The sequence below is a fragment of the Neobacillus sp. BF23-41 genome (assembly GCF_041106275.1).
The window spans coordinates 477816-500568 of sequence record NZ_JBGBPR010000002.1 but is presented as its reverse complement, the minus strand read 5'-3'; the positions used below and the strand labels follow the sequence as shown (position 1 = coordinate 500568).

General features: G+C 40.4%; 21 protein-coding genes, 1 pseudogene and 1 riboswitch. Of the genes and pseudogenes, 17 read left to right on the top strand and 5 right to left on the bottom strand.

Annotation, left to right across the window (positions count from 1 at the left end; genetic code table 11):
* Nucleotides 1-118 precede the first annotated feature (118 nt).
* A complete protein-coding gene (locus AB7942_RS05485) occupies nt 119-658 on the top strand; it encodes a DUF1697 domain-containing protein (RefSeq protein WP_369446107.1) in 540 nt (179 codons plus the stop codon).
* Nucleotides 659-904: 246 nt separating this feature from the next.
* Here the strand turns inward: AB7942_RS05485 and putP are convergent, their stop codons facing one another.
* Nucleotides 905-2383: a sodium/proline symporter PutP gene (gene putP / locus AB7942_RS05480; protein ID WP_098934656.1), complete on the bottom strand. Its 1479-nt coding sequence runs from the start codon at nt 2381-2383 to the stop codon at nt 905-907.
* A gap of 225 nt (nt 2384-2608) precedes the next feature.
* Between putP and AB7942_RS05475 the strand changes: the two genes are divergently transcribed.
* The gene (locus AB7942_RS05475) at nt 2609-3163 is read left to right on the top strand and encodes a thioredoxin family protein (protein WP_369446106.1); all 555 of its coding nucleotides are present in this window, start codon (nt 2609-2611) and stop codon (nt 3161-3163) included.
* A 54-nt stretch (nt 3164-3217) separates the two neighbouring features.
* Here the strand turns inward: AB7942_RS05475 and plsY are convergent, their stop codons facing one another.
* Complete coding sequence (gene plsY, locus AB7942_RS05470) at nt 3218-3838, bottom strand: glycerol-3-phosphate 1-O-acyltransferase PlsY (RefSeq protein ID WP_369446105.1); 621 nt, start codon at nt 3836-3838, stop codon at nt 3218-3220.
* 118 nt (nt 3839-3956) lie between these two features.
* Between plsY and AB7942_RS05465 the strand changes: the two genes are divergently transcribed.
* The 10 genes from AB7942_RS05465 (at nt 3957) to rlmD (ending at nt 14272) form a co-directional block, all read left to right on the top strand.
* Nucleotides 3957-4739, top strand: a complete 783-nt coding sequence (locus AB7942_RS05465) for a class I SAM-dependent methyltransferase (RefSeq protein ID WP_369446104.1) — start codon at nt 3957-3959, stop codon at nt 4737-4739.
* Nucleotides 4740-4825: 86 nt separating this feature from the next.
* Nucleotides 4826-5464, top strand: a complete 639-nt coding sequence (locus AB7942_RS05460; protein WP_369446103.1) for a pentapeptide repeat-containing protein — start codon at nt 4826-4828, stop codon at nt 5462-5464.
* A 220-nt stretch (nt 5465-5684) separates the two neighbouring features.
* Nucleotides 5685-6200, top strand: coding sequence for a sigma-70 family RNA polymerase sigma factor (locus AB7942_RS05455; RefSeq protein WP_257208965.1), 516 nt, complete (start codon nt 5685-5687; stop codon nt 6198-6200).
* Nucleotides 6197-6742 (top strand): anti-sigma factor family protein, encoded by a 546-nt coding sequence (locus tag AB7942_RS05450; RefSeq protein ID WP_369446102.1) that lies wholly within the window; start codon nt 6197-6199, stop codon nt 6740-6742. The genes AB7942_RS05455 and AB7942_RS05450 overlap by 4 nt, the downstream gene beginning before the upstream one ends.
* Nucleotides 6739-7818: a DUF6677 family protein gene (locus tag AB7942_RS05445; protein WP_335437512.1), complete on the top strand. Its 1080-nt coding sequence runs from the start codon at nt 6739-6741 to the stop codon at nt 7816-7818. The genes AB7942_RS05450 and AB7942_RS05445 overlap by 4 nt, the downstream gene beginning before the upstream one ends.
* A gap of 84 nt (nt 7819-7902) precedes the next feature.
* Nucleotides 7903-8823: a hypothetical protein gene (locus tag AB7942_RS05440; RefSeq protein ID WP_369446101.1), complete on the top strand. Its 921-nt coding sequence runs from the start codon at nt 7903-7905 to the stop codon at nt 8821-8823.
* Between the two features lie 217 nt (nt 8824-9040).
* Nucleotides 9041-9982 carry a diacylglycerol kinase gene (locus tag AB7942_RS05435; RefSeq protein ID WP_369446100.1) on the top strand — a complete coding sequence of 314 codons (942 nt, stop codon included), beginning with the start codon at nt 9041-9043 and terminating at the stop codon, nt 9980-9982.
* 109 nt (nt 9983-10091) lie between these two features.
* Nucleotides 10092-10637, top strand: a complete 546-nt coding sequence (locus AB7942_RS05430; protein WP_335397437.1) for a cysteine hydrolase family protein — start codon at nt 10092-10094, stop codon at nt 10635-10637.
* A 63-nt stretch (nt 10638-10700) separates the two neighbouring features.
* A complete protein-coding gene (locus AB7942_RS05425) occupies nt 10701-12164 on the top strand; it encodes a nicotinate phosphoribosyltransferase (protein ID WP_098934650.1) in 1464 nt (487 codons plus the stop codon).
* A gap of 728 nt (nt 12165-12892) precedes the next feature.
* Nucleotides 12893-14272: a 23S rRNA (uracil(1939)-C(5))-methyltransferase RlmD gene (gene rlmD, locus AB7942_RS05420; RefSeq protein ID WP_369446099.1), complete on the top strand. Its 1380-nt coding sequence runs from the start codon at nt 12893-12895 to the stop codon at nt 14270-14272.
* Nucleotides 14273-14308: 36 nt separating this feature from the next.
* On the opposite strand, the gene AB7942_RS05415 is transcribed toward rlmD, so the two are convergent.
* Nucleotides 14309-15340, bottom strand: a complete 1032-nt coding sequence (locus tag AB7942_RS05415) for an IS3 family transposase (protein ID WP_369446098.1) — start codon at nt 15338-15340, stop codon at nt 14309-14311.
* Nucleotides 15243-15656 (bottom strand): helix-turn-helix domain-containing protein, encoded by a 414-nt coding sequence (locus AB7942_RS05410; protein ID WP_369446097.1) that lies wholly within the window; start codon nt 15654-15656, stop codon nt 15243-15245. The genes AB7942_RS05415 and AB7942_RS05410 overlap by 98 nt, the downstream gene beginning before the upstream one ends.
* A 510-nt stretch (nt 15657-16166) precedes the next feature.
* On the opposite strand from AB7942_RS05410, the gene AB7942_RS05405 reads away from it, so the two are divergent.
* From AB7942_RS05405 to AB7942_RS05390, 4 genes are all read left to right on the top strand, one after another.
* Nucleotides 16167-16496, top strand: coding sequence for a hypothetical protein (locus AB7942_RS05405; protein WP_369446096.1), 330 nt, complete (start codon nt 16167-16169; stop codon nt 16494-16496).
* A 353-nt stretch (nt 16497-16849) separates the two neighbouring features.
* Nucleotides 16850-17245, top strand: a complete 396-nt coding sequence (locus AB7942_RS05400; protein WP_369446095.1) for a VOC family protein — start codon at nt 16850-16852, stop codon at nt 17243-17245.
* A 95-nt stretch (nt 17246-17340) separates the two neighbouring features.
* Nucleotides 17341-17521: riboswitch (cobalamin riboswitch) on the top strand.
* A 384-nt stretch (nt 17522-17905) separates the two neighbouring features.
* The gene (metE, locus tag AB7942_RS05395) at nt 17906-20197 is read left to right on the top strand and encodes a 5-methyltetrahydropteroyltriglutamate--homocysteine S-methyltransferase (protein WP_369446094.1); all 2292 of its coding nucleotides are present in this window, start codon (nt 17906-17908) and stop codon (nt 20195-20197) included.
* A 90-nt stretch (nt 20198-20287) separates the two neighbouring features.
* Nucleotides 20288-20422: a hypothetical protein gene (locus AB7942_RS05390; protein ID WP_369446093.1), complete on the top strand. Its 135-nt coding sequence runs from the start codon at nt 20288-20290 to the stop codon at nt 20420-20422.
* 92 nt (nt 20423-20514) lie between these two features.
* On the opposite strand, the gene AB7942_RS05385 is transcribed toward AB7942_RS05390, so the two are convergent.
* Entirely contained in the window at nt 20515-20880 is a 366-nt protein-coding gene (locus AB7942_RS05385; RefSeq protein WP_369446092.1) for an SET domain-containing protein, read from the bottom strand.
* 334 nt (nt 20881-21214) lie between these two features.
* Between AB7942_RS05385 and garD the strand changes: the two are divergent.
* Nucleotides 21215-22751 (top strand): annotated as a pseudogene (garD, locus tag AB7942_RS05380) (galactarate dehydratase).
* Nucleotides 22752-22753: the final 2 nt, after the last annotated feature.

Sequence of the window (22753 nt, the reverse complement as noted above, 5' to 3'; positions counted from 1 at the left end):
TGCGGATAACCGCCATCAACTTGCGGAAAGTAGATTTTAGGACTATTCGTAGTTTAATTCGGCAAATAAATGGTAAGATTTAAACAAAATGATGTTATAAATAAAGCGAGGTACACGGATGACAATTTATATTGCGCTGTTACGAGGAATCAATGTTGGCAAGCATAACCGGATCAAAATGGCAGATTTAAAAAGTCTATTAGAAACAATGGGCCTAACCAAGGTGAAAACATATATTCAAAGTGGAAATGTTTTATTCGAAGCAAAGGACGAGGCAGAGCAACTTAGCCAACGATTAGAGGATGAGATAAGTAAGACATTTGGTTTTCCGGTCCCTGTTATTTTAAGAACAGCTGAGGAATACGAGCAGATTATCCGTGATTGTCCCTATTCTATCGATTCGCTTAAGGAAGGCGAGAGTATCCAACTAGCCTTTTTGGCGGAGGAACCCTACCAAGTGAAAACGGACCTTTTACGCAACTACGAAAGCGAGCCGGACGAATGTTTTATAAAAGGGAAAGAAGTCTACCTTTTTTTACGGCAAAGTATCCTCGATTCAAAACTTGCCACTCAGCTGCCGAAATTATGTGTTCCTGCGACAGTACGTAACTGGAAAACCGTCATCAAACTATCGACCATGGTAGAAGCTTTGAAATAAAAAAGCGCTCGGATCGATTGGATCCGAGCGTTATTTATTGTATACCGTAGTGTAAAATAATTAATTGTGGATAACACTGAACTAGTTCTCTGAATCCAGCTCCAGCGCCCAGCGGCTAGTGTACTTCGCTCTCCGCCCTACGATAAGTCAAGCACGAATGCGCTATCGCTCTCCGTGTTTCCTTTATCTCAGTTGGAGCGCTCCAGTCCATACGCCGCTAAACGGGCGCTTGCGCCTTTTGTTCTGTTATTCATTTTTTAATAAACGAACGCTCTCATTAAATTCCTTTTCAATGGCATCATTTTTCTTATAAGTGATCAAGCTGACAACGACTGCTACAATTAGATTGAAGACAAAGCCTGGAACTATTTCATAAAGCGTGTCACCAAGTCCAACATTTTTCCAAACGATAACGGTAACAGCACCGACGATCATCCCGAAAAGGGCTCCCCAATTCGTAATCTTTTTCCAGAATAAACTTAGCAGGATAACAGGTCCGAAAGAAGCTCCGAAGCCTGCCCATGCATAGGCAACAAGATCTAAAATGGTGCTATTTTGCTTGAAAGCAAGTGCAGCAGCAACAACGGACACAAGAAGAACCGCCATTCTTCCTAAGAAGACAAGTTGTTTATCTTTAGCGTTCTTGTTCATTACCATTTTGTATAAATCTTCAACAAGCGCACTAGAAGTTACGATTAATTGGGAAGAAATCGTACTCATAATCGCTGCAAGAATGGCAGCCAAAGCAAATCCAGCGAATAGAGGGTGGAATAAAATCTGGCTTAATTCAATAAATACCGCTTCTGGATTCTTTAATACATGCTCCGGATTATTATGGAAAAATGCAATCCCAATAAATCCTGTTAAAATTGTACCGATAAGCGAGATAATCATCCAGCCCATACCAATTCGGCGGGCGCTTTTTGTTTCTTTGATCGTTTTGATTGCCATAAATCTTACAATAATATGCGGCTGGCCAAAATAGCCTAGGCCCCATGCCATTGCCGAAACTATTCCTAAAAAGGTTGTCCCTTTTAATAAGTCCATTTTGGTAGGATCAATCGCTCGAATCGTTTCAAACGTTTCAGCGGGACCGCCCGTGTGAAAGATGCCAATTGCGGGAACAAGTGCTAGGGCAATCAGCATCATTAATCCTTGAATAAAGTCTGTATAACTTACAGCCAAGAATCCACCAAATAGGGTGTAGGCAACCGTAACGCCGCCAACAATCAAAAGCCCAGTATGGTAACTAGTGCCAAACGAGCTCTCAAAAAAGACAGCCCCAGAAACCATTCCGGAAGAAACATAGAAAGTAAAGAATATAAGAATAACAATACCTGAAACAATACGGAGTAGTTTGCTGTTGTCTTTAAAACGGTTTTCAAGATAGCTAGGAATCGTGATGGAGTCATTGGCAACTTGAGTGTAAGAACGCAAGCGTGGTGCAACTAGCAGCCAGTTAAGATAGGCTCCAATCGTTAAACCGACCGCGATCCACGCATCGGCCAAACCGGTTACGTAAATCCCTCCAGGTAAGCCCATTAAGAGCCAGCCGCTCATATCAGCAGCCCCGGCACTTAAGGCGGTTACAGCAGGTCCTAAAGACCTTCCACCAAGCATGTAATCCGTAAGATTGCTAGTCTTTCGATATGAATACCAACCGATAAAGAGCATAGCGGCAATATAGATTCCAATCGAGAGTAGTTGTAGTGATTCGTTAGACATATATTTCCTCCCCAGTTTGTTATCGTAGAAAACACTTTTAATAATATTTTCTATATAAAAAATATTCTATCAACTTTAAAACTCTATTACTAGTGTAAAAATATGTTTTTATAAAATAGGGAAAAATACTTGTAGTATAACATTGGCGAATCTGCTTAAGCAGTTCGATTGTAACGTGTAATTGAAACGACTATTATAGAAGCAAATGGAAAGGGTGCTGTATAAATGGATTTAAACCAATGGTTTCAAAAAGGATTAACTGTCGATGGGTACATCAACGCGATGACCACCAATAAAGATGAAATGCTCACAATCTATAAGCAATTTACCTTAACGGATGAAGACAGAAATAAACTCGAGGCATTAAGACCGCAAAAATTACGAGCGATTGTCCTCTCAGAGGATTGGTGTGGGGATGCGATGCTGAATAACCCAATTTTGCTGCGACTAGCTGAGGCCGCCGAGATGGAAGTCCGTTTCGTGCTCCGCGATTCAAATCTGGAGTTAATGGACCAATATTTAACCAATGGCACGTCGAGAGCCATTCCAATTTTTATTTTTATCAATGAAGCAGGCAATGAAGCAGGTGTATGGGGACCAAGAGCACCTGAAATACAGGCATTTGTAATGGAAAAGCGTGCTGCCTTGCCAGATAAAGACGCTGAGGATTTCCAAGAGAAACAAATGGCAATGTTTAAGAGCTTTAAAGAAACCTATCAAACAGATGCGGCCATTTGGCAAACCGTGGCCAATAGTATCCTATCGACACTGTTAAAATAACAAAGAGGATCCCCAAGTAGTTTTAACTACAAGGGGATCCTTTTCTCGTCCATATTAAATACTGCTGTTCTTTGGAGGGATACGGTCGTTCTGCAAATTTTTATCACTGATTTTTGGCTCAATTCCAAGAATGAAATTACGGATGTTCGACCGGTGCAAATAAATTAAGAAAAAAGTAAATAAAAAAGAGATAAGTTCTAACTCAAAATTAGGAGAAACCAAGGAATATACGAGCATACTTAGACCAACGGTGATGGAGCCGAAGAATACATACTTTGTTAAAAAAATAACCAAAAAGAAGGTAATATAGGCAATCACTAATAAAGGAAAATTGGCAATCAACAGTGCTCCGGCAGTTGTAGCAATCGCCTTTCCCCCTCTAAAGCCTGCAAAAATTGGAAAGCAATGTCCAACAACAGCAGCGAATCCAAAGTAAAGGGGTTCCGCCTCAAGATTGAAGTAAATTGGCATGTAGGCTGCCAAAGCGCCCTTAGTAAGATCAATAAGCAGGACGAAAATAGCTGACTTTTTGCCAAGAACCCTCAATGTGTTGGTTGCACCAGGATTTTTGCTGCCATGATCCCGGATGTCTACACCAAAGACCAACCTGCCTACAATTAAGGCGGTGGGAACGCTTCCAATTAAGTAGGAAGCTAGAAGCAACAGCCAGAACATAAGCACCCTTCCCCCATCTATTATTTTAATAAATTCATGTTATTTATAGATTCTATCACACTTCAGTGGTATTATTTTGTTGAATTCTCACTATTAGTAAGAAAAGGGAGCGCTCAACATGAGACAAATTGATTTTGGTCAAGTTGCTAATAGCTATGCATGCGCAAGAGAAGATATTCCCGTAACCTTAATGGATAGCCTCTATCTCCGCAATATTTTTTTTGAAGGAAAAAAAGTCGCTGATATCGGCTCGGGAACTGGTGTGTTAACAAGAAAAGTGGCCTTACGAAAAGCGGATGTTATTGGCATTGAGCCATCAAAGGAAATGCTAGAGCAGGCAAAGGCTTTCAATCTTACGAAGAATTTTACCATTCCGTATCAACTGGGCAGTGCAGAAGATACAGGTCTAAAAGATTCACAGTTTGATATTGTCACAGTAATAAGGGCATGGCATTGGTTTGATCGTCCTAAGGCAATCCAAGAAATGAAAAGGATATTAAAAGCAAAAGGGACGTTAATTGTTATTGATTCTGGTTTTCTATCAGGCACGCCTGCCGTTGAAAAAACCTTGGCAGTTCTAGCCAAATACGTTGAAGGCGGCTTATTGCCAGCAGGTTCGAAGGCAGAGTCCCAGATGCGGATGAACGGATTTCCCGTCGAGTGGTTTGCTGAATGGCAGACAAATGGTTTCGAACTGAGAGATTTTTATAAGTTAAATTACACGGTCAACTTTACAAAGCAGGAATGGATCGAGCGAATGGAGTCGATTTCATGGCTGGCAGGAATAGATGTAAATGTTCGAAAAGCGGCATTGGAGGAGTTAGCCAGTTCAATACCAGATCAAGAATCCTTTGTCATTCCACATGAATGTAATGTTTGTATTTTAAGAATTGGAGAGTAGACCTTCTACTATTTACGTTATAATAACTTAAAAGATAAACTCATCACATGATGAAACAACATCGCCTTATGAAAAGGATGATCAATTTGAGTCAGAAGCTTAAAATTCAACAGCCAAAAATTCCATCAAGTTTAACACCATTAGACTTTAACGATAGAGAAGATTCTTACATTAACATGGCAATCATCAGCGATTGCTCGATATCACAAGAGGAAATTGAAAAGCTAATTTTTGAGGAGGTTGTATTTAAAAATGTAACCTTTCTCGATGGATCATTTCGGTTTATTCAATTAACCGATGTCATTTTTGATCGATGCGATCTATCCAATGTGGATTTTACCGATGGAATTATCCACCGTGTCGAGTTTCGCGATTCTAAACTATTAGGATTAAATCTTGCAGATGCTACACTTCGTAATGTCTTGTTTGAAAGCTGTAATCTGAATATGGGCTCGTTTGGATATGCCGATTTGAAGGAAATGAAATTTGAAAATTGTTCCCTTCGCAATGCTGATTACTATGATGCCAAGTTTAAAAAAATTGAATTTAAAAATTGTGATCTTGATGATGCGAATTTTACGGGAACCACTCTTAAAGGAGTGGACCTCAGCACCTGTAACTTTAACCGCTTAAATCTCTCACTTGATAGTGTTGCAGGGTGCACGGTTTCTGCAGACCAGGCGCTAGGATTTGCGAGGCTATTAGGCTTGGAAATTAAAGAATAATCTACTATATATCTGCTAAAACCGTGCGGCCGCCGTCGCACGGTTTTTTCTTGTGGAATTTTTCTGCCATGAAAATTAGCATGGTATGATAAAAAAGATTCGAAAAAATATTTTTTAAATTAGTGTAGGGTTTTTTCAATAACCTGTCGTCTATTAAAGTGAGTAACAACAAAGAAAGGGGGAGAGAGCAATTAGCGATGCAGCCTTAATAGAAAATGTGTTGGAAGGCAATGATCACGCCTTTCGCCTTTTGGTAGAGAAGTACCGCAATGATGTGTTCCGGACCATCTTTGCTGTTCTTCGCGACCAAAAGGAAGCAGAAGACGCGGCACAGGAAGTTTTTATGAAAATCTATACTTCTCTCCCCCAATATCAAAATCAAGGTTTCAAAACGTGGATGACGCGAATTGCCGTTAATCATGCGATAGATATCAAAAGAAAACAAGTGAGAAGAAAAGAGGAAGTGGCGGAAGACCTCGAGTTGCAGTTAGTAGGGACACCGAAAGATAGTATTGAAAAAGAGATAATGGATACCGACCGGAGAAGGCTCGTCAGGAGGAAGCTTGATGAACTGCCCGAAAATTACCGTGATGTGATCTACGGATTTTACATAGCGGAAAAAAGCTATCAGCAATTGGCAGACGAACAAAATGTACAAGTGAAAACGATTGAAACAAAGCTATACCGGGCTCGCCATTGGATGAAAAAGAATTGGAAGGAGGACGATTTTTCATGAAGCATTACACTTATGATGAGTGGTTGCAATACGTTAATGACGAAATCAATGAGAATTCAAGGCAGGAATTAGAAGACCATTTATACTCGTGCGACCAATGTCTCAAGCATTACTTAATGGCGATGGAAGCAAATGAATCATCGCTTCCAATTCTCTCCGACATGAGCGAGTTTACCGATTTGGTCATGGCAGAGGTTTCGAAACAAAAAATCGTGGTGCCTGACACCGTTAGAAACCTAAACACTATGTTAATGGTTCCTTCGGTGCCTGACACCAAAATTGACACCAAAACTGACGCCAAAACCAAAATGAAGAAAAAACCTTTCTATCAGCAAGCGGCATTCCATTATCTGCTGGCTGCAGCGGCGACGATTCTGTTGACCTTCACGGGTGCTTTTCAGTCGCTCGCTACGTATGCGAATTCGTTAGAAAGCCCGCAACCGCAAGTTCAGAAAAAGAAGCATTCGGTCACAGAGGGTGTTATTAATAAAACTTTTGCATGGATGGATTCACTAGAAAAAAAGGAGGCAGTTAAGAAATGAAAAATCCGACAAAAGCATTGACCTTATCCTTATTTCCAGGCCTTGGTCATATATATTTCGGCAACATGTTTCGCGGAGTACTATATCTACTGACCGTAATGGGGTTGGCGTTCGTCACTGTTATTGGGTTAGTTACGAATAATGAGGAAGTTGGCATTGTTACTTTTATGTTAGGACTATTCATTTACCTAATCAGTTTTATCGACATGGGTGTGCAGGTTTCTAAACATAAAAAAGCGCAGAAGACAGCGAACCCAGATGAACCGCAGCAACAGGCTTCCCAAGATTCAGAACGCTTCTATACCATCGTTTTGTCATTTATTCCGGGACTAGGGCACTTCCAAATTGGACTGATGAACAGGGGCTTAACACTTTTGGCAACGTTTTTGGGGCTGGGGGTTATGGTTACATTTGTAACTGCGCTTTCCAATCGTGGCGAATTTATGGTCTTTATGGCGGCCCTGCCGATTATCTGGGTCTACGGATTCTTTGATGCGGTTCAACAGGTAAATAAAAAGCAGCGCGGTGAGGAGCTTGTCGACAGAACGATTTTTGAAGACTTTGAAATGCGCCGCGAGGACGGGAAAAAGAGTAAGTCGATTGCGACCTTTCTTTCAATCTTCCCAGGGGCAGGCCACCTCTATTTAGGCTTACAGCGCCGGGGCATTCAGTTAATGGCAGCCTTTCTCTTTTCTATCTATATTTTAGATATCTTACGGCTTGGTATCTTCTTGTTCTTAATCCCGATCATTTGGTTTTACAGCTTTTTCGATGCCATGCAAAAGGTTTCAAAGTACGGGGAAGAAACGGTGGAGGATGTTCCGATTATTGCTTATTTCCTTAATCATCAGAAATGGGTCGGCATTGGACTTGTTTTGATGGGACTCTACTATCTAGTGATGAACGTCCTGCTTCCAGCTTTTTCACCGATGTTAAGCAGGTTAATTGATATCGATGTGATGTATTGGGTTCAAGGTTATTTTCAAACGGGACTTGTTTGTCTGCTGTTGATTGGCGGGGGAATTAAACTTCTATCTGGAAGCAAACAAAAGCAGGGGGCTGAGAAGCATGAGTAAGTGGGGAAAAACTATTGCAGGGGCAGCAATAATCGGATTCGGGATTGGGTTCCTTTTTAGAAAAAGAAAGGGAGGAGAAGAAGCATGAGAACTTGGCGTGTTGGGACGTTTTCGATGGGGGCCTCACTCGTTTTCCTTGGCCTCTTTCTCTTTTTTTCAAAGTTTTTGGGGTTAGACCTTGTACAAGTTATGACGGCTTGGTGGCCGCTTTTATTGGTTGTTCTTGGAATTGAAATTCTCCTTTATTTGTTTTTGTCACGGCAGGAAAAGCCGGTCTTAAAATATGATTTTCTTAGTATTTTCTTTGTAGGTGTGATTGGAACTGCCGGGATTGCGTTTGCAATTTTAAGCACAACGGGGGTTATGGGGAAGGTGGAAGAAGTGATGGCGAGGGAAGAGCGCTCGTTTGAACTGCCTGCTTTTTCCTACCAAGTGGATGACAGCATCAAACGAGTGGTGGTCAGGACGGTGGGTCATCAGATGACAGTGGAATCGACAGAGGAAAAAGAGGTATCGTTGTTCGGCACATACCGGGTGCAAACAGCCAAAAAGGAAAAGTTACTTGAAAGTGCAGATGACATGATTTCAGCAAACCAAAAGGGTGATACACTCTATTTAAACATGAAGTCACTGCCAAACGAAATTAGCCCATTTAATGCAAGTGAAGAGGTTGCGGCGACACTTTTGGTTCCGAATCATGTGAAGCTTGAGGTGATTGGCAGTGATAATGCGTTAACCTTAAAGCCACGCTCGCTTGTGAACGACTGGAGTATTGAAAGTGTCGCATCGATCGTTGTCGATGTGGCCGCGGGTAGCAATTTGAAGGTTGTTGCAGTAGGTGCACAAGAGGTAAGAGGGAAAGATGGCGACTGGAAGGTGTCAACGGAAAAGGATCTCAATGGTATCGATAATGGCAGGAAAAATGCGGTTTTTCAATCGGGTGAAGGAAAATACCATATCAATATTGCCAATGCCTATGATGTCAGTCTTACTACGAATGAATAAATATATAGACAAGTGATTTAGGCATTCATGGCTAAATCCACTTGTCTCGATTTTTGCAAAAAAATAAAAAAACGTTATGATAGGAGTTGGATGTTTGAAGAAAATAGTTTATAGGCTTGGTTATAAGTTTGTAAGCTAGGATAATAATTGGTAGAATATTGAATTGAGCAGATAACGAATGCCGATTGTTGATTTCAAAAATAGGATGATGAAAACGATGAAAAGAGCAAGATTGATTTACAATCCTACCTCAGGACGTGAAATTCTAAAGCGGAATCTTCCAGAGATTCTTCAAAAGCTTGAGATTGCTGGGTATGAGGCTTCTTGTCACGCAACCACTGGGGCAGGGGATGCGACCGAAGCAGCACGCTTAGCTGTTGAGCGCCAGTATGATATCGTCATTGCAGCGGGTGGAGATGGTACGATTCATGAAGTGGTCAACGGACTGGCGGAACAAGATTACCGTCCTAAATTAGGAATCATTCCAGCAGGAACCACGAATGACTTTGCCCGAGCCCTCCATATCCCCAGAGATATTGGACCAGCTGTAGATATTATCACTAAAGGTGAATTGATTCCCGTCGATATTGGACGTATAAATGATCGATATTTTATTAATATTGCGGGCGGCGGAAGAATAACCGAGCTTACATATGAAGTTCCAAGCAAATTGAAAACGATGCTCGGCCAACTAGCCTACTACTTAAAAGGGATGGAAATGCTGCCTTCTATTAAACCTTCAGAAGTTTCGATTGAGTATGATGGGAAACTGTTTGAGGGTGAAGCGATGCTCTTTCTTGTCGGGCTGACAAACTCAATTGGCGGCTTTGAAAAGCTGGCACCGGATTCTTCTATTAACGATGGACTCTTTTCATTATTAATATTGAAAAAGACGAATCTTGCTGAATTTATCCGGATTGCGACGTTGGCTCTACGCGGTGAGCATGTAAATGATCCGAATATCATCTACACTCAGGCCAACCGGATTAAAGTCCAGGCAGTAGATAAAGTCCAGTTGAATTTGGATGGGGAGTTTGGCGGCTTGCTTCCAGCCGAGTTTGAAAACTTGTACCGTCATTTAGAGGTGTTTGTTCCTCTTGAAGATATTCGCCCGAATGATCGCCCGACTGATTGGGAATCGGGGAAAAGATATAGCTAAGTGAAAAGTTCGTTCCAAGCGGAGCGGGCTTTTTTTTACAGGTGAAAAAGGGAATTGTGTAATAATCCTAGAATAATGTCTGTAATGAAATGAGAAGGGGCGTTGTGAAATGAAGGCGTTAATAAATATCGATTATACCTATGATTTTGTGGCGGTTGATGGGGCGTTAACATGCGGTGAGCCAGGACAAAAAATCGAAGGAAGGATGGTTGAACTGACAAAAGAGTTTATTACGAAGGGTGATTACGTTGTATTTGCCATTGATGTCCATGATCAGGGTGACCAATACCATCCAGAAACGAAATTGTTTCCGCCGCATAACCTTCGCGGGACGTCAGGAAGAGACTTGTTTGGTGCGCTGAAGGAAGTGTTTGAAATGAATGAACAACGTGAGAATGTTACCTTTATGGATAAAACAAGATATTCTGCTTTCGCGGGAACAGACCTTGAAATCAAATTACGAGAGCGCGGAATTACAGAAGTTCATTTGGTCGGCGTCTGCACCGATATATGTGTTCTTCATACAGCAGTAGATGCTTACAATAAAGGATTTAAGATTGTGGTATATAAGGATGCCGTGGCCTCTTTTAATCAGGCGGGTCATGAATGGGCCCTCGGACATTTTGAACAATCCCTAGGAGCGATAGTTAAATAGACTTTCGAGGGTAATATTGGTTATAATGAGGAAAAGCTGTAATAGTATTTCGGAGGTCTGATTATGAAACACTTTTATCACGATGATAGTTTAACTCTGCATACCGATTTATATCAGATCAACATGGTAGAAACGTATTGGAGAGATGGGATACATAATAAACGCGCGGTCTTCGAACTATTTTTCCGCAAGCTTCCGTTCGGGAACGGCTATGCAGTATTCGCTGGATTGGAGAAAGTAATCCAGTTTATTCAAGGCTTCCGCTTTAGTGAGGAAGACCTCGAGTATTTGCAAAATGAAGTAGGTTACAAAGAAGATTTTATCACCTATCTTAAAGATATCCGGTTCACCGGAACAATCTGTGCGATGAAAGAAGGCGAGCTTGTTTTTGGCAATGAACCGATCTTACGTGTGGAGGCTCCGCTTTGTGAAGCCCAATTGATTGAAACGGCGCTGCTTAACATTGTGAACTATCAAACATTAATTGCTACAAAGGCATCCCGCATCAAGCAAGTTGTAGGCGATGAAGTGGCAATGGAATTTGGGACAAGACGGGCCCAGGAAATGGATGCAGCGATTTGGGGAACAAGAGCAGCCTATCTTGCCGGTTTTGACTCAACAAGCAATGTAAGAGCGGGTAAGCTGTTTGGTATTCCAGTATCTGGAACACATGCCCATTCGATGGTCCAAGCTTATAAAGATGAATATACGGCTTTCATCAAATATGCCGAAACACACAAGGATTGTGTCTTTTTGGTGGATACATATGATACACTCCGCCTCGGTGTTCCTAATGCGATCAAAGTGGCGAAAGAGTTAGGCGATAAAATTAATTTTATCGGAATTCGACTTGATAGCGGCGACCTTGCTTACCTTTCAAAGGAAGCGCGCAAAATGCTCGATGAAGCAGGATTCACCAATGCAAAGATAGTTGCCTCAAGTGATTTAGATGAATATACGATAATGAGCTTGAAATCACAAGGCGCCAAAATCGACAGCTGGGGAGTTGGCACAAAGCTGATTACAGCTTACGACCAAGCTGCACTGGGTGCGGTTTATAAAATTGTGTCTATTGAGGATGAAACCGGAAAAATGGAAGATACGATCAAGATCTCATCCAATCCGGAAAAAGTTACAACTCCAGGATTGAAGAGGGTTTATCGAATCATCAATAATACAAACCACCATGCCGAAGGAGATTATATTGCGTTAGCAGACGAAAAGATGCCTGAAAAACGGCTGCGAATGTTCCATCCAACCCATACGTACATGAATAAGGTGGTTACCAACTTTACGGCTAAAGAATTACATGAAGAAATCTTTTCTAAAGGCGAGCTTGTTTATGAAATGCCTTGCTTGGAAGAATCCCGTGATTATTTGAAGCAAAACCTCGATGCACTTTGGGGCGAGTATCAGCGGATTACGAATCCAGAAGATTATCCAGTTGACCTGAGTCAAAAATGCTGGGATAACAAGATGAGAAATATTGAAGAGGTTAAAGACAAGGTAGAGGCAATGAAAAGGTAACGATCAGGCGTTCTTTTGATAAAAAAGGGCAGACTTAAGAGGGGGGTTATTTCCCTTTTGAGTCTGCCCTTCGTTTATTTTTGTTTAAAGAAATCGACAAAGGCATGGAAAATTTCAATACCCTGATAGGTAAGCATACTTGCGGCTGATATTGAAAAGAAGCCAATGATTACAAAGCGGATCCACATATTAATTTCCTCCCTTATTATGGTGTTAGCTTATGATTCGGGAGGGTGGATCACATAGTTTGATTGATGAAAGATGGGAATGAGAAAAATAAAGCTTTTGTGAAAACTTATGAACAAATAAATGAGTGGAGTTAGTGCTGCTGTAAGGATGGTCGTAAGGATAAAGAGAGTTTGTATAACAACGGGCAGCTTTTTGTTATCACCCCATTGATCTTTCACCTTGCCATCATCTACGTTGATGATTGCTTTGAAATCAGTATGAGAGTGTGAAAGTGTATTTGAAAAGTGGCTAAAGGTGAAAGAAAGGAAGGCAAAGAGTAACGGAATGGACAGGTTTTTTATCAGCTTGATTATTATCCACTCCTTCCAGTAATGAGATTGTTTTAATCATATACACTTTTATTATATTTGGAAATAAAAAAATTCTGACAATTTTCTTGGTTATTTTTGAAAAAAGGCTCTTGTCCTTTGCAAGTTTCACAAACAGTCATGCTTTGTGTTACAATCTTAGCTAGTCAAAACAAGCAAAGGAAGAAACGAATGAGCAGAATAATACCGGTTAATAAAAATGATTACATAGATGTAGTTTTTGAAGATTTAACCCATGACGGAGCGGGTGTGGCCAAGGTGGATGGGTACCCGTTATTTGTCCCGAACGGACTGCCTGGCGAAAAGGCAAAAGTGAAGGTGATTAAGACAGGCAAAGGGTACGGCTTTGGGCGATTGGTCGAACTTTATGAAAAAAGCCCGTTCCGAGTCGATATTGAGAGCGGTGATATCCATAAATATGGCGGCTGCCAGCTCGAGCACATCAGCTATGAAGGTCAGCTCAAATATAAGGAAAACCAGGTCCGTCAGGTGCTTACACGGATCGGTAAACTGGAGGATGTTGTTGTTCATCCGATTCTGGGGATGGACCATCCCTTGCATTACCGCAACAAAGCACAGGTACCTGTTGGGGAGAAGGATGGCAAATTGATTGCTGGCTTCTTTAAACCGAGGAGCCATGAAATTGTTGATACGAATGAAAGTGTCATTCAATTGCCTGAAATTAATGAAGCGGTCCAGACGGTAAAGGAAATATGCAGCGAGCTAGGGATTCGTGCGTATCACGAGGAATCTCATAAAGGTGTACTCAGACACATTATGGCTCGTTATGGTCAGCAGACGGGAGAGCTCATGGTAGTAATTATCACAAGGACGGCGGATCTCCCTCAGCAAGATCAGCTGGTTGAGCAAATTGTTGCGCGGCTCCCGAAGGTAAAGTCAATCGTCCATAATGTCAATTCGAAGCGCACAAACGTCATCATGGGGGAAAAAACGACCGTTTGGTGGGGGAATGAAGTCATCTATGACTATATCGGGGATGTGAAATTTGCCATTTCCGCGCTGTCCTTTTACCAAGTAAACCCTGTTCAAACAAAGATGTTATATGATAAGGCGCTAGAATATGCGGACCTTAGCGGTGAAGAAAGTGTCATTGATGCTTATTGTGGAATCGGAACGATTTCTCTATTTTTAGCACAAAAAGCCCGGAAAGTATTCGGTGTGGAAGTTGTTCCAGAGGCAATAGAGGATGCTAAGCGGAATGCGGCGTTAAATGAGATGACGAATACAGAGTTTGCTACAGGGGAAGCGGAGGTTGTTATACCGAAATGGTATAAGGAAGGTAATGTGGCCGATGTCTTGGTTGTTGACCCGCCGCGCAAAGGCTGTGACGAGGCCTTGCTGCAGACGATTATTGAGATGAAACCGAAAAAAGTCGTTTATGTATCATGTAATCCAGCCACCCTCGCAAGAGATTTACGGATATTGGAGGACGGTGGATACAAAACGGTAGAAGTGCAGCCGGTCGATATGTTTCCGATGACCACGCATGTGGAGTGTGTGGCGCAACTCATCTTAAAAGAACGCAACTAACCTTTTGATGTGACCCCCAAAAGTTAGAGTCTTATATTAAGCAGCTATTTGGCTGGTGTGGATACGGTATTGAACCGGACTCATGCCTGCCAATTTTTGCTTTATACGCTTGTTATTATAATAATTGATATATTCTTCGATTCTCTTTTTTAATTCCTCAAATGGGCACAGTGCTTCTCCGTAATACATTTCCTGTTTCAGTAACCCAAAAAAGTTCTCCATAGGTGAATTATCTAAAAAGTTTCCTTTCCGCGACATACTCTGGAACACCTTGTTTTTCTTTAGTGTTTTTACCCATTTATTATGTTGATAATGCCAGCCTTGATCAGAATGTACAGTGGTTCTAAACTTAGAATCCTTTACTATTTCAAGAGCTTCCTTCAGAGGGCTGAGCGCTAATTCTATGGTTGGGCGCATACCTATCCCATACGAAAGAATTTCACCGTTGAACATATCCATAATAGGACTCAGATACAGTTTTACACCGTCTGAACACTTAAATTCTGTGATATCTGTTGTTAATTTTTGATGACACACCTTTGTGTGGAAACGACGATTTATACGGTTCTTGACAACTGTTCCTGTAGTTCCTTTGTAAGAACTGTATTTACGTGATTTTCTACTAAACTTCTCCACTTTAATTCCGAGATTATTCATGATGCGTCGCACCTTTTTATGATTCACTTCATTACCACGGTTTTTCAATTCCAGTTGGATACGACGATATCCATAATTTCCGTTATTTTCATCAAAAATGGATTGAATACATTCTTCAAGTTCGTGATCTGGATTTTCCTTCTTCATCCCTTTTATATGATAATGGTACGAAGATTCAGGAATACCAACTCTCTCTAAAACATCTTTTAGTTTGAAGGTTTCTTTGAGTTCGAATGATAGCGCTGCTTGTGCTTTTCGAGATAGCCTTCCGGATCCATCTGAAAAGCTCGCAACTTTTTTAGGTATTCTACCTCTAAACGCAAAAGTTCGTTTTCTCTCTCCAATTTTTGTTCTTATTATTATCAGACATGCATGGCCGTCCTTTCGGTCTATCCAGGGCCTCAGGACCACCCTCCAAAAAAGCTTTCTTCCATGAAGCTATCATAGAAGGGTTGGTTAGTCCAAATTGAAGGGCGGTATCTGCCTCTGAAGAACCTGTTCTTTTCATAAAGCTTAAAACATCTAGCTTAAATTGAACAGAATAAGTTTCCTTGTTCTTCTTTCTCATTAACCCTTTCTCCCCAAATTTTTCGTAAACTTTTACCCATCTCAAAATGCGTGTAAAGTCTTTCATATCATACTTCTGTGCTAATAATCTATATCCCAATTTACCTTCTAGATACTCTTTTACTAGCATTAACTTAAATCCTTCACTATATTTAGCCACTAAAAAACACCCCAAAAATTAGATTTCACTCTAACTTTTGGGGTGCAGTACACTTTGGATGTTGCCTTTTAAAGGTCTTTAATGATTTACTAATATGTTCACATAATTGTAGAAAAGCTTTTGAAAAGACTAAATTTATATGAATTCTAATGTGATATTATTTTATCTGAGGAGGTAGCAAAATGGAAACATGACAATAAAATAATTACTTTTTCAACTTTTGGCGTTTCTGTCCACCATCATTTTCCCCATCAAAACAATGATTTTATGAAAACCTTGAAGAATAAATCCAACTTTGAAATTATGCAAACGTTTATGAACAACCTCCTTATTGAATCTTCACATTTTTCTACTTTAACACCCATTTCTTCCATGTTATTTCAAGAAAAATTGTTTAATAAAAAAATAGACCTGAAAGGATAGGTAAACCATGTAAGCATATTATCATTAAAAGTTTCCTAAGACTAATTATTTCTGGTAAGTAAATTTATATTTGAAGGAGGATAATTAATGGGTCACGATATATCAGGACACAATAAAGCAGGAAAAGAAATTGCTTATGCTCGTTTTAGCATGGGGAATTATAATGCTACCATACTGTATAATTTACTTGATGCAAATAATTACTATGCAGGAGTTAGTGGATCAGGCGACAGTTCTACCTTCTCGATACAACAAATTGAAAAGGCTATGAATGCCTACAAGCAATTTTATAAAAATGGTGATTCTCTGTCAGAAAGGGATTTCTTAACTTGGGATCAAAAACAAATCCTGAATTTTATACAGAATTGTTTAGCAACAGCAAAAATAGAAGGGAGTGTAAGAGTGTATTTTGGCTAATGTTTTAAGACTGTTTGCTAAATTCTGCAATTTCGCTCCGTATCCATATAACTCTATAGTAGTAATTACCTTCATATGTAACAATTTGCATTCCATCTAACCATTCTAAGGTGTCTAGCCATAATGAATATTTTTTTACAATAAGTAAAAATATTTAATCTTTATAAAAATTGAATATATTCCAATAATTATCCTATAATAAAGAGGAAATATATTAGGTTTTGGCTCAAGTTGAAAAGTTGGCTTCATCCTTAGTTTTGCTAACATAAGATAATGAATCATAACCCCAACTTATACATAAGTACTAACTTGCTAGAAGCGAATATAATTACTTTTTTAATTAGGAGGCAATCATGGGAAGATTAGTTCATTTCGAAATTCATGTCAATGACATGGAACGGGCAAAGAAGTTTTATGGAGAGGTATTCGGATGGTCATTTCAAGATTGGAGTGAGTATGCAGGAATGCCTTACTTTGGAGCAGTGACTGGCGATGAGAATGAACTTGGGATCAATGGTGCTTTGATGCAGCGGCAAAGTGCTCCACCGGAAGCAAACCAAGCTTTGAATGCATTTGCTTGTACAATGGGAGTGGAAAATTACGATGTAACGGAAGCTAAAATTATTGAGAATGGCGGCAAAGTCGCAATGGCCAAATATGCCCTGCCTGGAATGGCGTGGCAAGGATACTATATTGATACCGAAGGCAATATATTCGGAATTCATCATCCCGATGCGAATGCAAAATAGAATCCAAAGGTGAGTGAGAGAACTCTCATCATACTGACCACTTTTCAGAAAATTATGTACTTCATATTATTAATATGCTATAGTTAGTGAAAATTACATATCGTGTAAGAATTGGTGCCAAGCTAAGGCTTGGCTTAAAAGGGAAGAACGGTGTAATTCCGTCGCTGTCCCGCAACTGTAAATCGGAGTGAATCACAAATACCACTGTCTTAGGATGGGAAGGTGTGAGGAGCCATGATGATAAGCCAGGAGACCTGCCAATTTCCAGTACACACCAAATACCTACGTGGAAATAGGTGGTGGCATTCATTTGTACGACAAACGAGTTATGAGTAGCTATGTTTATGCATATTTTTTTAGCAAAACTTAAACTTGATTGTAGAGCCATTTCCATTTTGTGGAGATGGCTTTTTTGTTGTATAGGAGATTATCAAATCATTTATTTTGGATAACGTGAACTAGTTCTCTGAATCCAGCTCCAGCGCCCAACTGCTAGTAGACTTCGCTCTCCGCCCTACGAAAAGTCAAGCACGAATGCGCTACGCTCTCCGTGTTTCCTTTATCTCAGTTGGAGTGCTCCAGTCCATACGCAGCTAAACGGGCGCTTGCGCCTTTTGTTCTATTTGGGAATATGTAAATTTAACTAAGGAGGAATGAAATATGAATTTAGTTAGTACTGCCATTGGTTACCCGTACATTGGTGATAATCGGGAGTGGAAACGTTGTATAGAATCTTTTTGGAAGGGTGCGATATCAGAGGAGCAATTTATTTTCGAGATGAAAACGAATCGTTTGAATAATTTGAAGCGCCAGCAATCATTAGGCTTAGAGTTACTAACAGTTGGGGATTTTACCCTTTATGACCGTATGCTTGACCATGCGTCAATGTTCGGAATGTTTCCAAATCGTTATAAGTGGACAGGTGATGAAGTCGATCTAACCACTTATTACGAAATGGCCCGTGGGGCAAGCCATGTTGTGGCTTGTGAGATGACAAAGTGGTTTAACACCAACTATCACTACATCGTGCCCGAGTATGAAGGCAAGTCATTACAATTAACGAAGAACTACATTTTAGATTATTTTGTAGAAGCCAAAGAGGAATTAGGTCTTATTACAAAGCCTACAATGATCGGTCCTTTTACTTTTGTTAGCTTAGCGAAAGGATACGATGCCAAATCGAAAGCATTGTTTATTTTAAAACTCTTACCGTTATATGCTCAAGTATTGCAGCAACTTGTAGATGCTGGTGCAAAGTGGATTCAAGTGGAAGAACCAGCACTAACCCTTTCACTAACAGCAGATGATGTAAAACTAGTGCAAGAAATTTACAAACAGTTAGCAGAAGAAGTACCGGCTGCACAAATCATGTTGCAAACCTATTTTGAAGGACTATCAGCGTATGAAGAGCTGTCTCAATTACCTGTTGCAGGGATTGGTCTTGATTTCATTCATGGTTCCGAAGAGAATATGGCTTCGCTTCGAAAACACGGGTTCCCACAAGACAAAGTATTAGGAATTGGTATCGTAAATGGACGGGATATTTGGCGGGCAAATTTGGCTGAAAAAGCATTCAATACAAAAGCTGTTTTATTATTAAGCGGTGTAAAAGAAGCTTGGATTCAGTCTTCATGTAGTTTACAGCATGTACCTGTGACGACGAAGGCAGAAACAAAGCTGGATGCCATACTGACAAATGCTTTGTCATTTGCCGATGAGAAAATAATTGAGTTATCACATATCGCATCTTACGTACGTGACGAGGCTTGGACAGGAAATAAGAGCGTTTCACAAAGTATGATAGCAACTGAAGCATTAGCACAGCATAAGGCAAGGAAAAATGCACGTGTTAAAGAGCTAGTATTACAAGTAACACAAGAGCATTTTGCTCGTTCAATGACGTTTAAAGATCGTCAGCCTTTGCAGAAAACGGCATTAGATTTACCAGATTATCCAACCACAACCATTGGAAGCTTCCCTCAGTCAGATCAAGTAAAACGGACACGTACAGCATGGCGTAAAAAGGAAATTACAGACGCTGAGTATGCAGCGTTTCTAAAAAATGAAACAGCTCGTTGGATTCAAATTCAAGAAGAAATAGGATTGGATGTTTTAGTGCATGGTGAATTTGAGCGGACGGATATGGTTGAGTACTTTGGAGAAAAGCTAGAAGGTTTTGCCTTTACAGAAAAAGCATGGGTTGTATCCTATGGTTCACGCTGTGTCAAACCACCAATTATTTATGGTGACGTCGAGTGGACAGCCCCAATGACCGTGAAGGAAGTAGAAGCGGCACAGCAATTAACGTCTAAGTATGTGAAAGGGATGTTAACAGGTCCTATCACAATCTTAAATTGGTCTTTTGTCCGCGATGATATTTCACGTGAACAAGTAGCCAACCAACTGGCCTTAGCACTAAGAGAAGAGATTGCAGCGTTAGAAGATGCAGGCATTGCCATTATTCAAGTGGATGAACCGGCATTACGTGAAGGACTGCCATTACGCAAAGAAAAATGGGCTGAGTATTTAGCATGGGGGGTAAATGCCTTTAAGTTAGCAACTTCTAGTGTGAAAAATGAAACACAAATCCATACACATATGTGCTATTGCGAGTTTAATGACTTTATTGAGCCGATTCGTGCCCTTGACGCAGATGTGATTTCAATCGAAACGTCTAGAAGTCATGGGGAGTTGATTCAATCTCTTAAAAAAAATCCATATGAACTTGGTATTGGTTTAGGAGTGTATGATATTCATAGTCCACGTGTACCAAGTCTAGAAGAAATCAATGCGATTTTAAACGATAGTTTAGAAATTATTTCAAAAGAACAGTTCTGGGTGAATCCAGATTGTGGTTTAAAAACACGTCATGAAGAAGAAACCATTGCATCGCTAAAAAATATGGTGTCAGCCGCTCGGAAACTACGCCAACAGCAACAACAAACTGTTTAAATCTAATCTTAACAATTAAATTAAGGGCCTTTTCCATTTTTGGAAAGGCTCTTTGGTTAATTGGGAATTACTAAAGTGGAAGACTTGTACATGAATTTTACTTCAATAAACATTTTCGGATATCCTTTTCTTGCTGCCTATGTAGGTATTGTGGTGTCAGAGGCCTTACTTACACTTTCCATTTTTTTAGCGAGATTATTAATCATGAAAAAACAAATGGCTTAAAGTAAAACAAGAAATGATGATTGGAATTGTCAACAAATATGCGAGCCCATTCTAACGACTGGGCTCATATTTCGAGTTTCATTCATTTGTCTTTATTTCTCAAACCATAATCTTGTTTTGTCATCTGGGTCACCATTGTAATTGATCTGGATTTCCTCTCCTTCTTTAATGTCGGTATAAGCATAAAAATTGATTGTACCTTTTTTTAATTTCCTTTTGAAAATGGCATTAGGTGTGCGGGAATGATTAAAGAGCGACCCAACTCCTAAGGCTAACGCACATTCATCGAAATCTTTTCCCCACCAGAATACATAATCGATCAAGGTTGTTTTTTCCAAATTCTTAAACTCTTCTTTAGGGAAGATAATGACGGGTGACACCTCTAAAAGCTCATCCTTCTTAATATCCCGTGTAGCAAAGATTCCTCTCCCGTATTGAGATTGCCTTACCTCCAACATAGTTCTGTTTACCTCCATTTTATACACATCTCAGTTGCAGTTTTTTTATTAAGGTATGAAAAAGGGAGGTGTTTGGTATGGGTCAATTAGGTAGATGTCTGTTGATAGCGGAAAAAAACCAAGTTAGTGTTGAGACTAACCTGGCTTAGTGAACTTATTTTTGTAAGGGGCTTACCAAGATGTTAGTTGTGCAATTGTCCAAAAAAATTATCATAATAATTATTTAATTGACTAATGGTTAATTTTTCTAACAGGTTTACAATATAGGTGATAACGAATAGTTTTTCAAAAGCTATGAGGAAAGCTATTAATCTATTAGTAAGGAGCCTGGATCATGTCTTTGAACGTAACTGAGATTGAAAAGCCCTTATATATTAAAGTGGACCCTGATGATAATGTAGCGATCATTGTCAACACTGGGGGATTGCCTGAGGGGGCAATTTTTTCAGATGGACTAAAACTGAATGAGCGAGTACCTCAAGGTCATAAAGTAACACTTACGGATTTAAAGTGTGGGGATGCGATTGTTCGTTATGGCCACATCATCGGTTATGTTAAAAATCCTGTAAAAAAAGGAAGCTGGGTCAATGAAACCATGGTTGATTTGCCAAGTGCACCCGAGCTGGACGAACTATTAGCACCTGAGCAAGCGCCACAGCCTTTGCCGCCGCTAGAGGGATATACATTTGAAGGGTATCGGAATTCGAACGGCACGGTAGGTATCAAGAACATCCTTGGAATTTCAACAAGTGTACAATGTGTCGTAGGAGTGATGGAATTTGCGGTTAAGCGGATTAAAAATGAACTTTTACCGAAATACCCAAATGTAGACGATGTCGTCGCTCTCAATCATAGCCTATGGTTGTGGTGTGGCGATTAATTCCCCCGATGCAATCATCCCGATTCGAACCCTCCAAAATTTAGCCGTCCATCCGAGTTTTGGCGGGGGAGTTATGGTGGTTGGCTTGGGGTGTGAAAAATTAGTTCCTGACCGATTATTACCAGATGGAGATACCTCCAATGTTATCTTATTACAAGAACAGACAGGTTTTATAATTATGGTCGAAAAGATTTTGGAAATGGCCGAGACACGTCTAAAAAGGTTAAATGAGCGGAAGCGGGAAACATGTCCTGTTTCGGATCTTGTTATTGGCGTACAATGTGGCGGTAGTGATGCTTTCTCCGGTGTAACAGCCAATCCAGCTGTTGGCTATGCTGCCGACCTCATTGTTCGGGCAGGTGGAACGGTTATGTTTTCCGAAGTGTCTGAGATAAGGGATTCTGTCCACTTATTAATGTCCAGAGTTGCTGATGAGAAAGTAGGCAACGATTTAAAAAGGGAAATGAAATGGTATGACAACTATTTGCAAGGCGGTCAAGTGGACCGGGATGCCAATCCGACGCCAGGAAATAAAAAAGGCGGCTTATCAAATGTTGTAGAAAAATCGTTGGGTTCGGTAGCGAAATCGGGCAACAGTCCCCTTGTTGAAGTAGTTCCGCCAGGTGCGAAGGCAACGATAAAAGGCTTACTTTTCGCTGCTACCCCTGCAGGTGATTTTGTCTGTGGGACACTGCAATTAGCCGCCGGAATGCATTTGCAAGTTTTCACAACGGGAAGGGGAACGCCTTATGGTCTAGCCATGGCTCCTGTGATTAAGGTTTCAACTCGCAATGCCTTAACCGAGCAATGGAAGGACCTGATTGATGTTAACGCTGGAACAATTGCAACAGGTGAGGCAACGATTGAAGATGTAGGATGGGAAATTTTTTACCTGATTTTAGATGTGGCGAGCGGTCGCAAGCAAACCTATGCGGAAAAATGGGGCTTGCATAATGATTTATGCTTATTTAACCCTGCACCGATTACTTGATG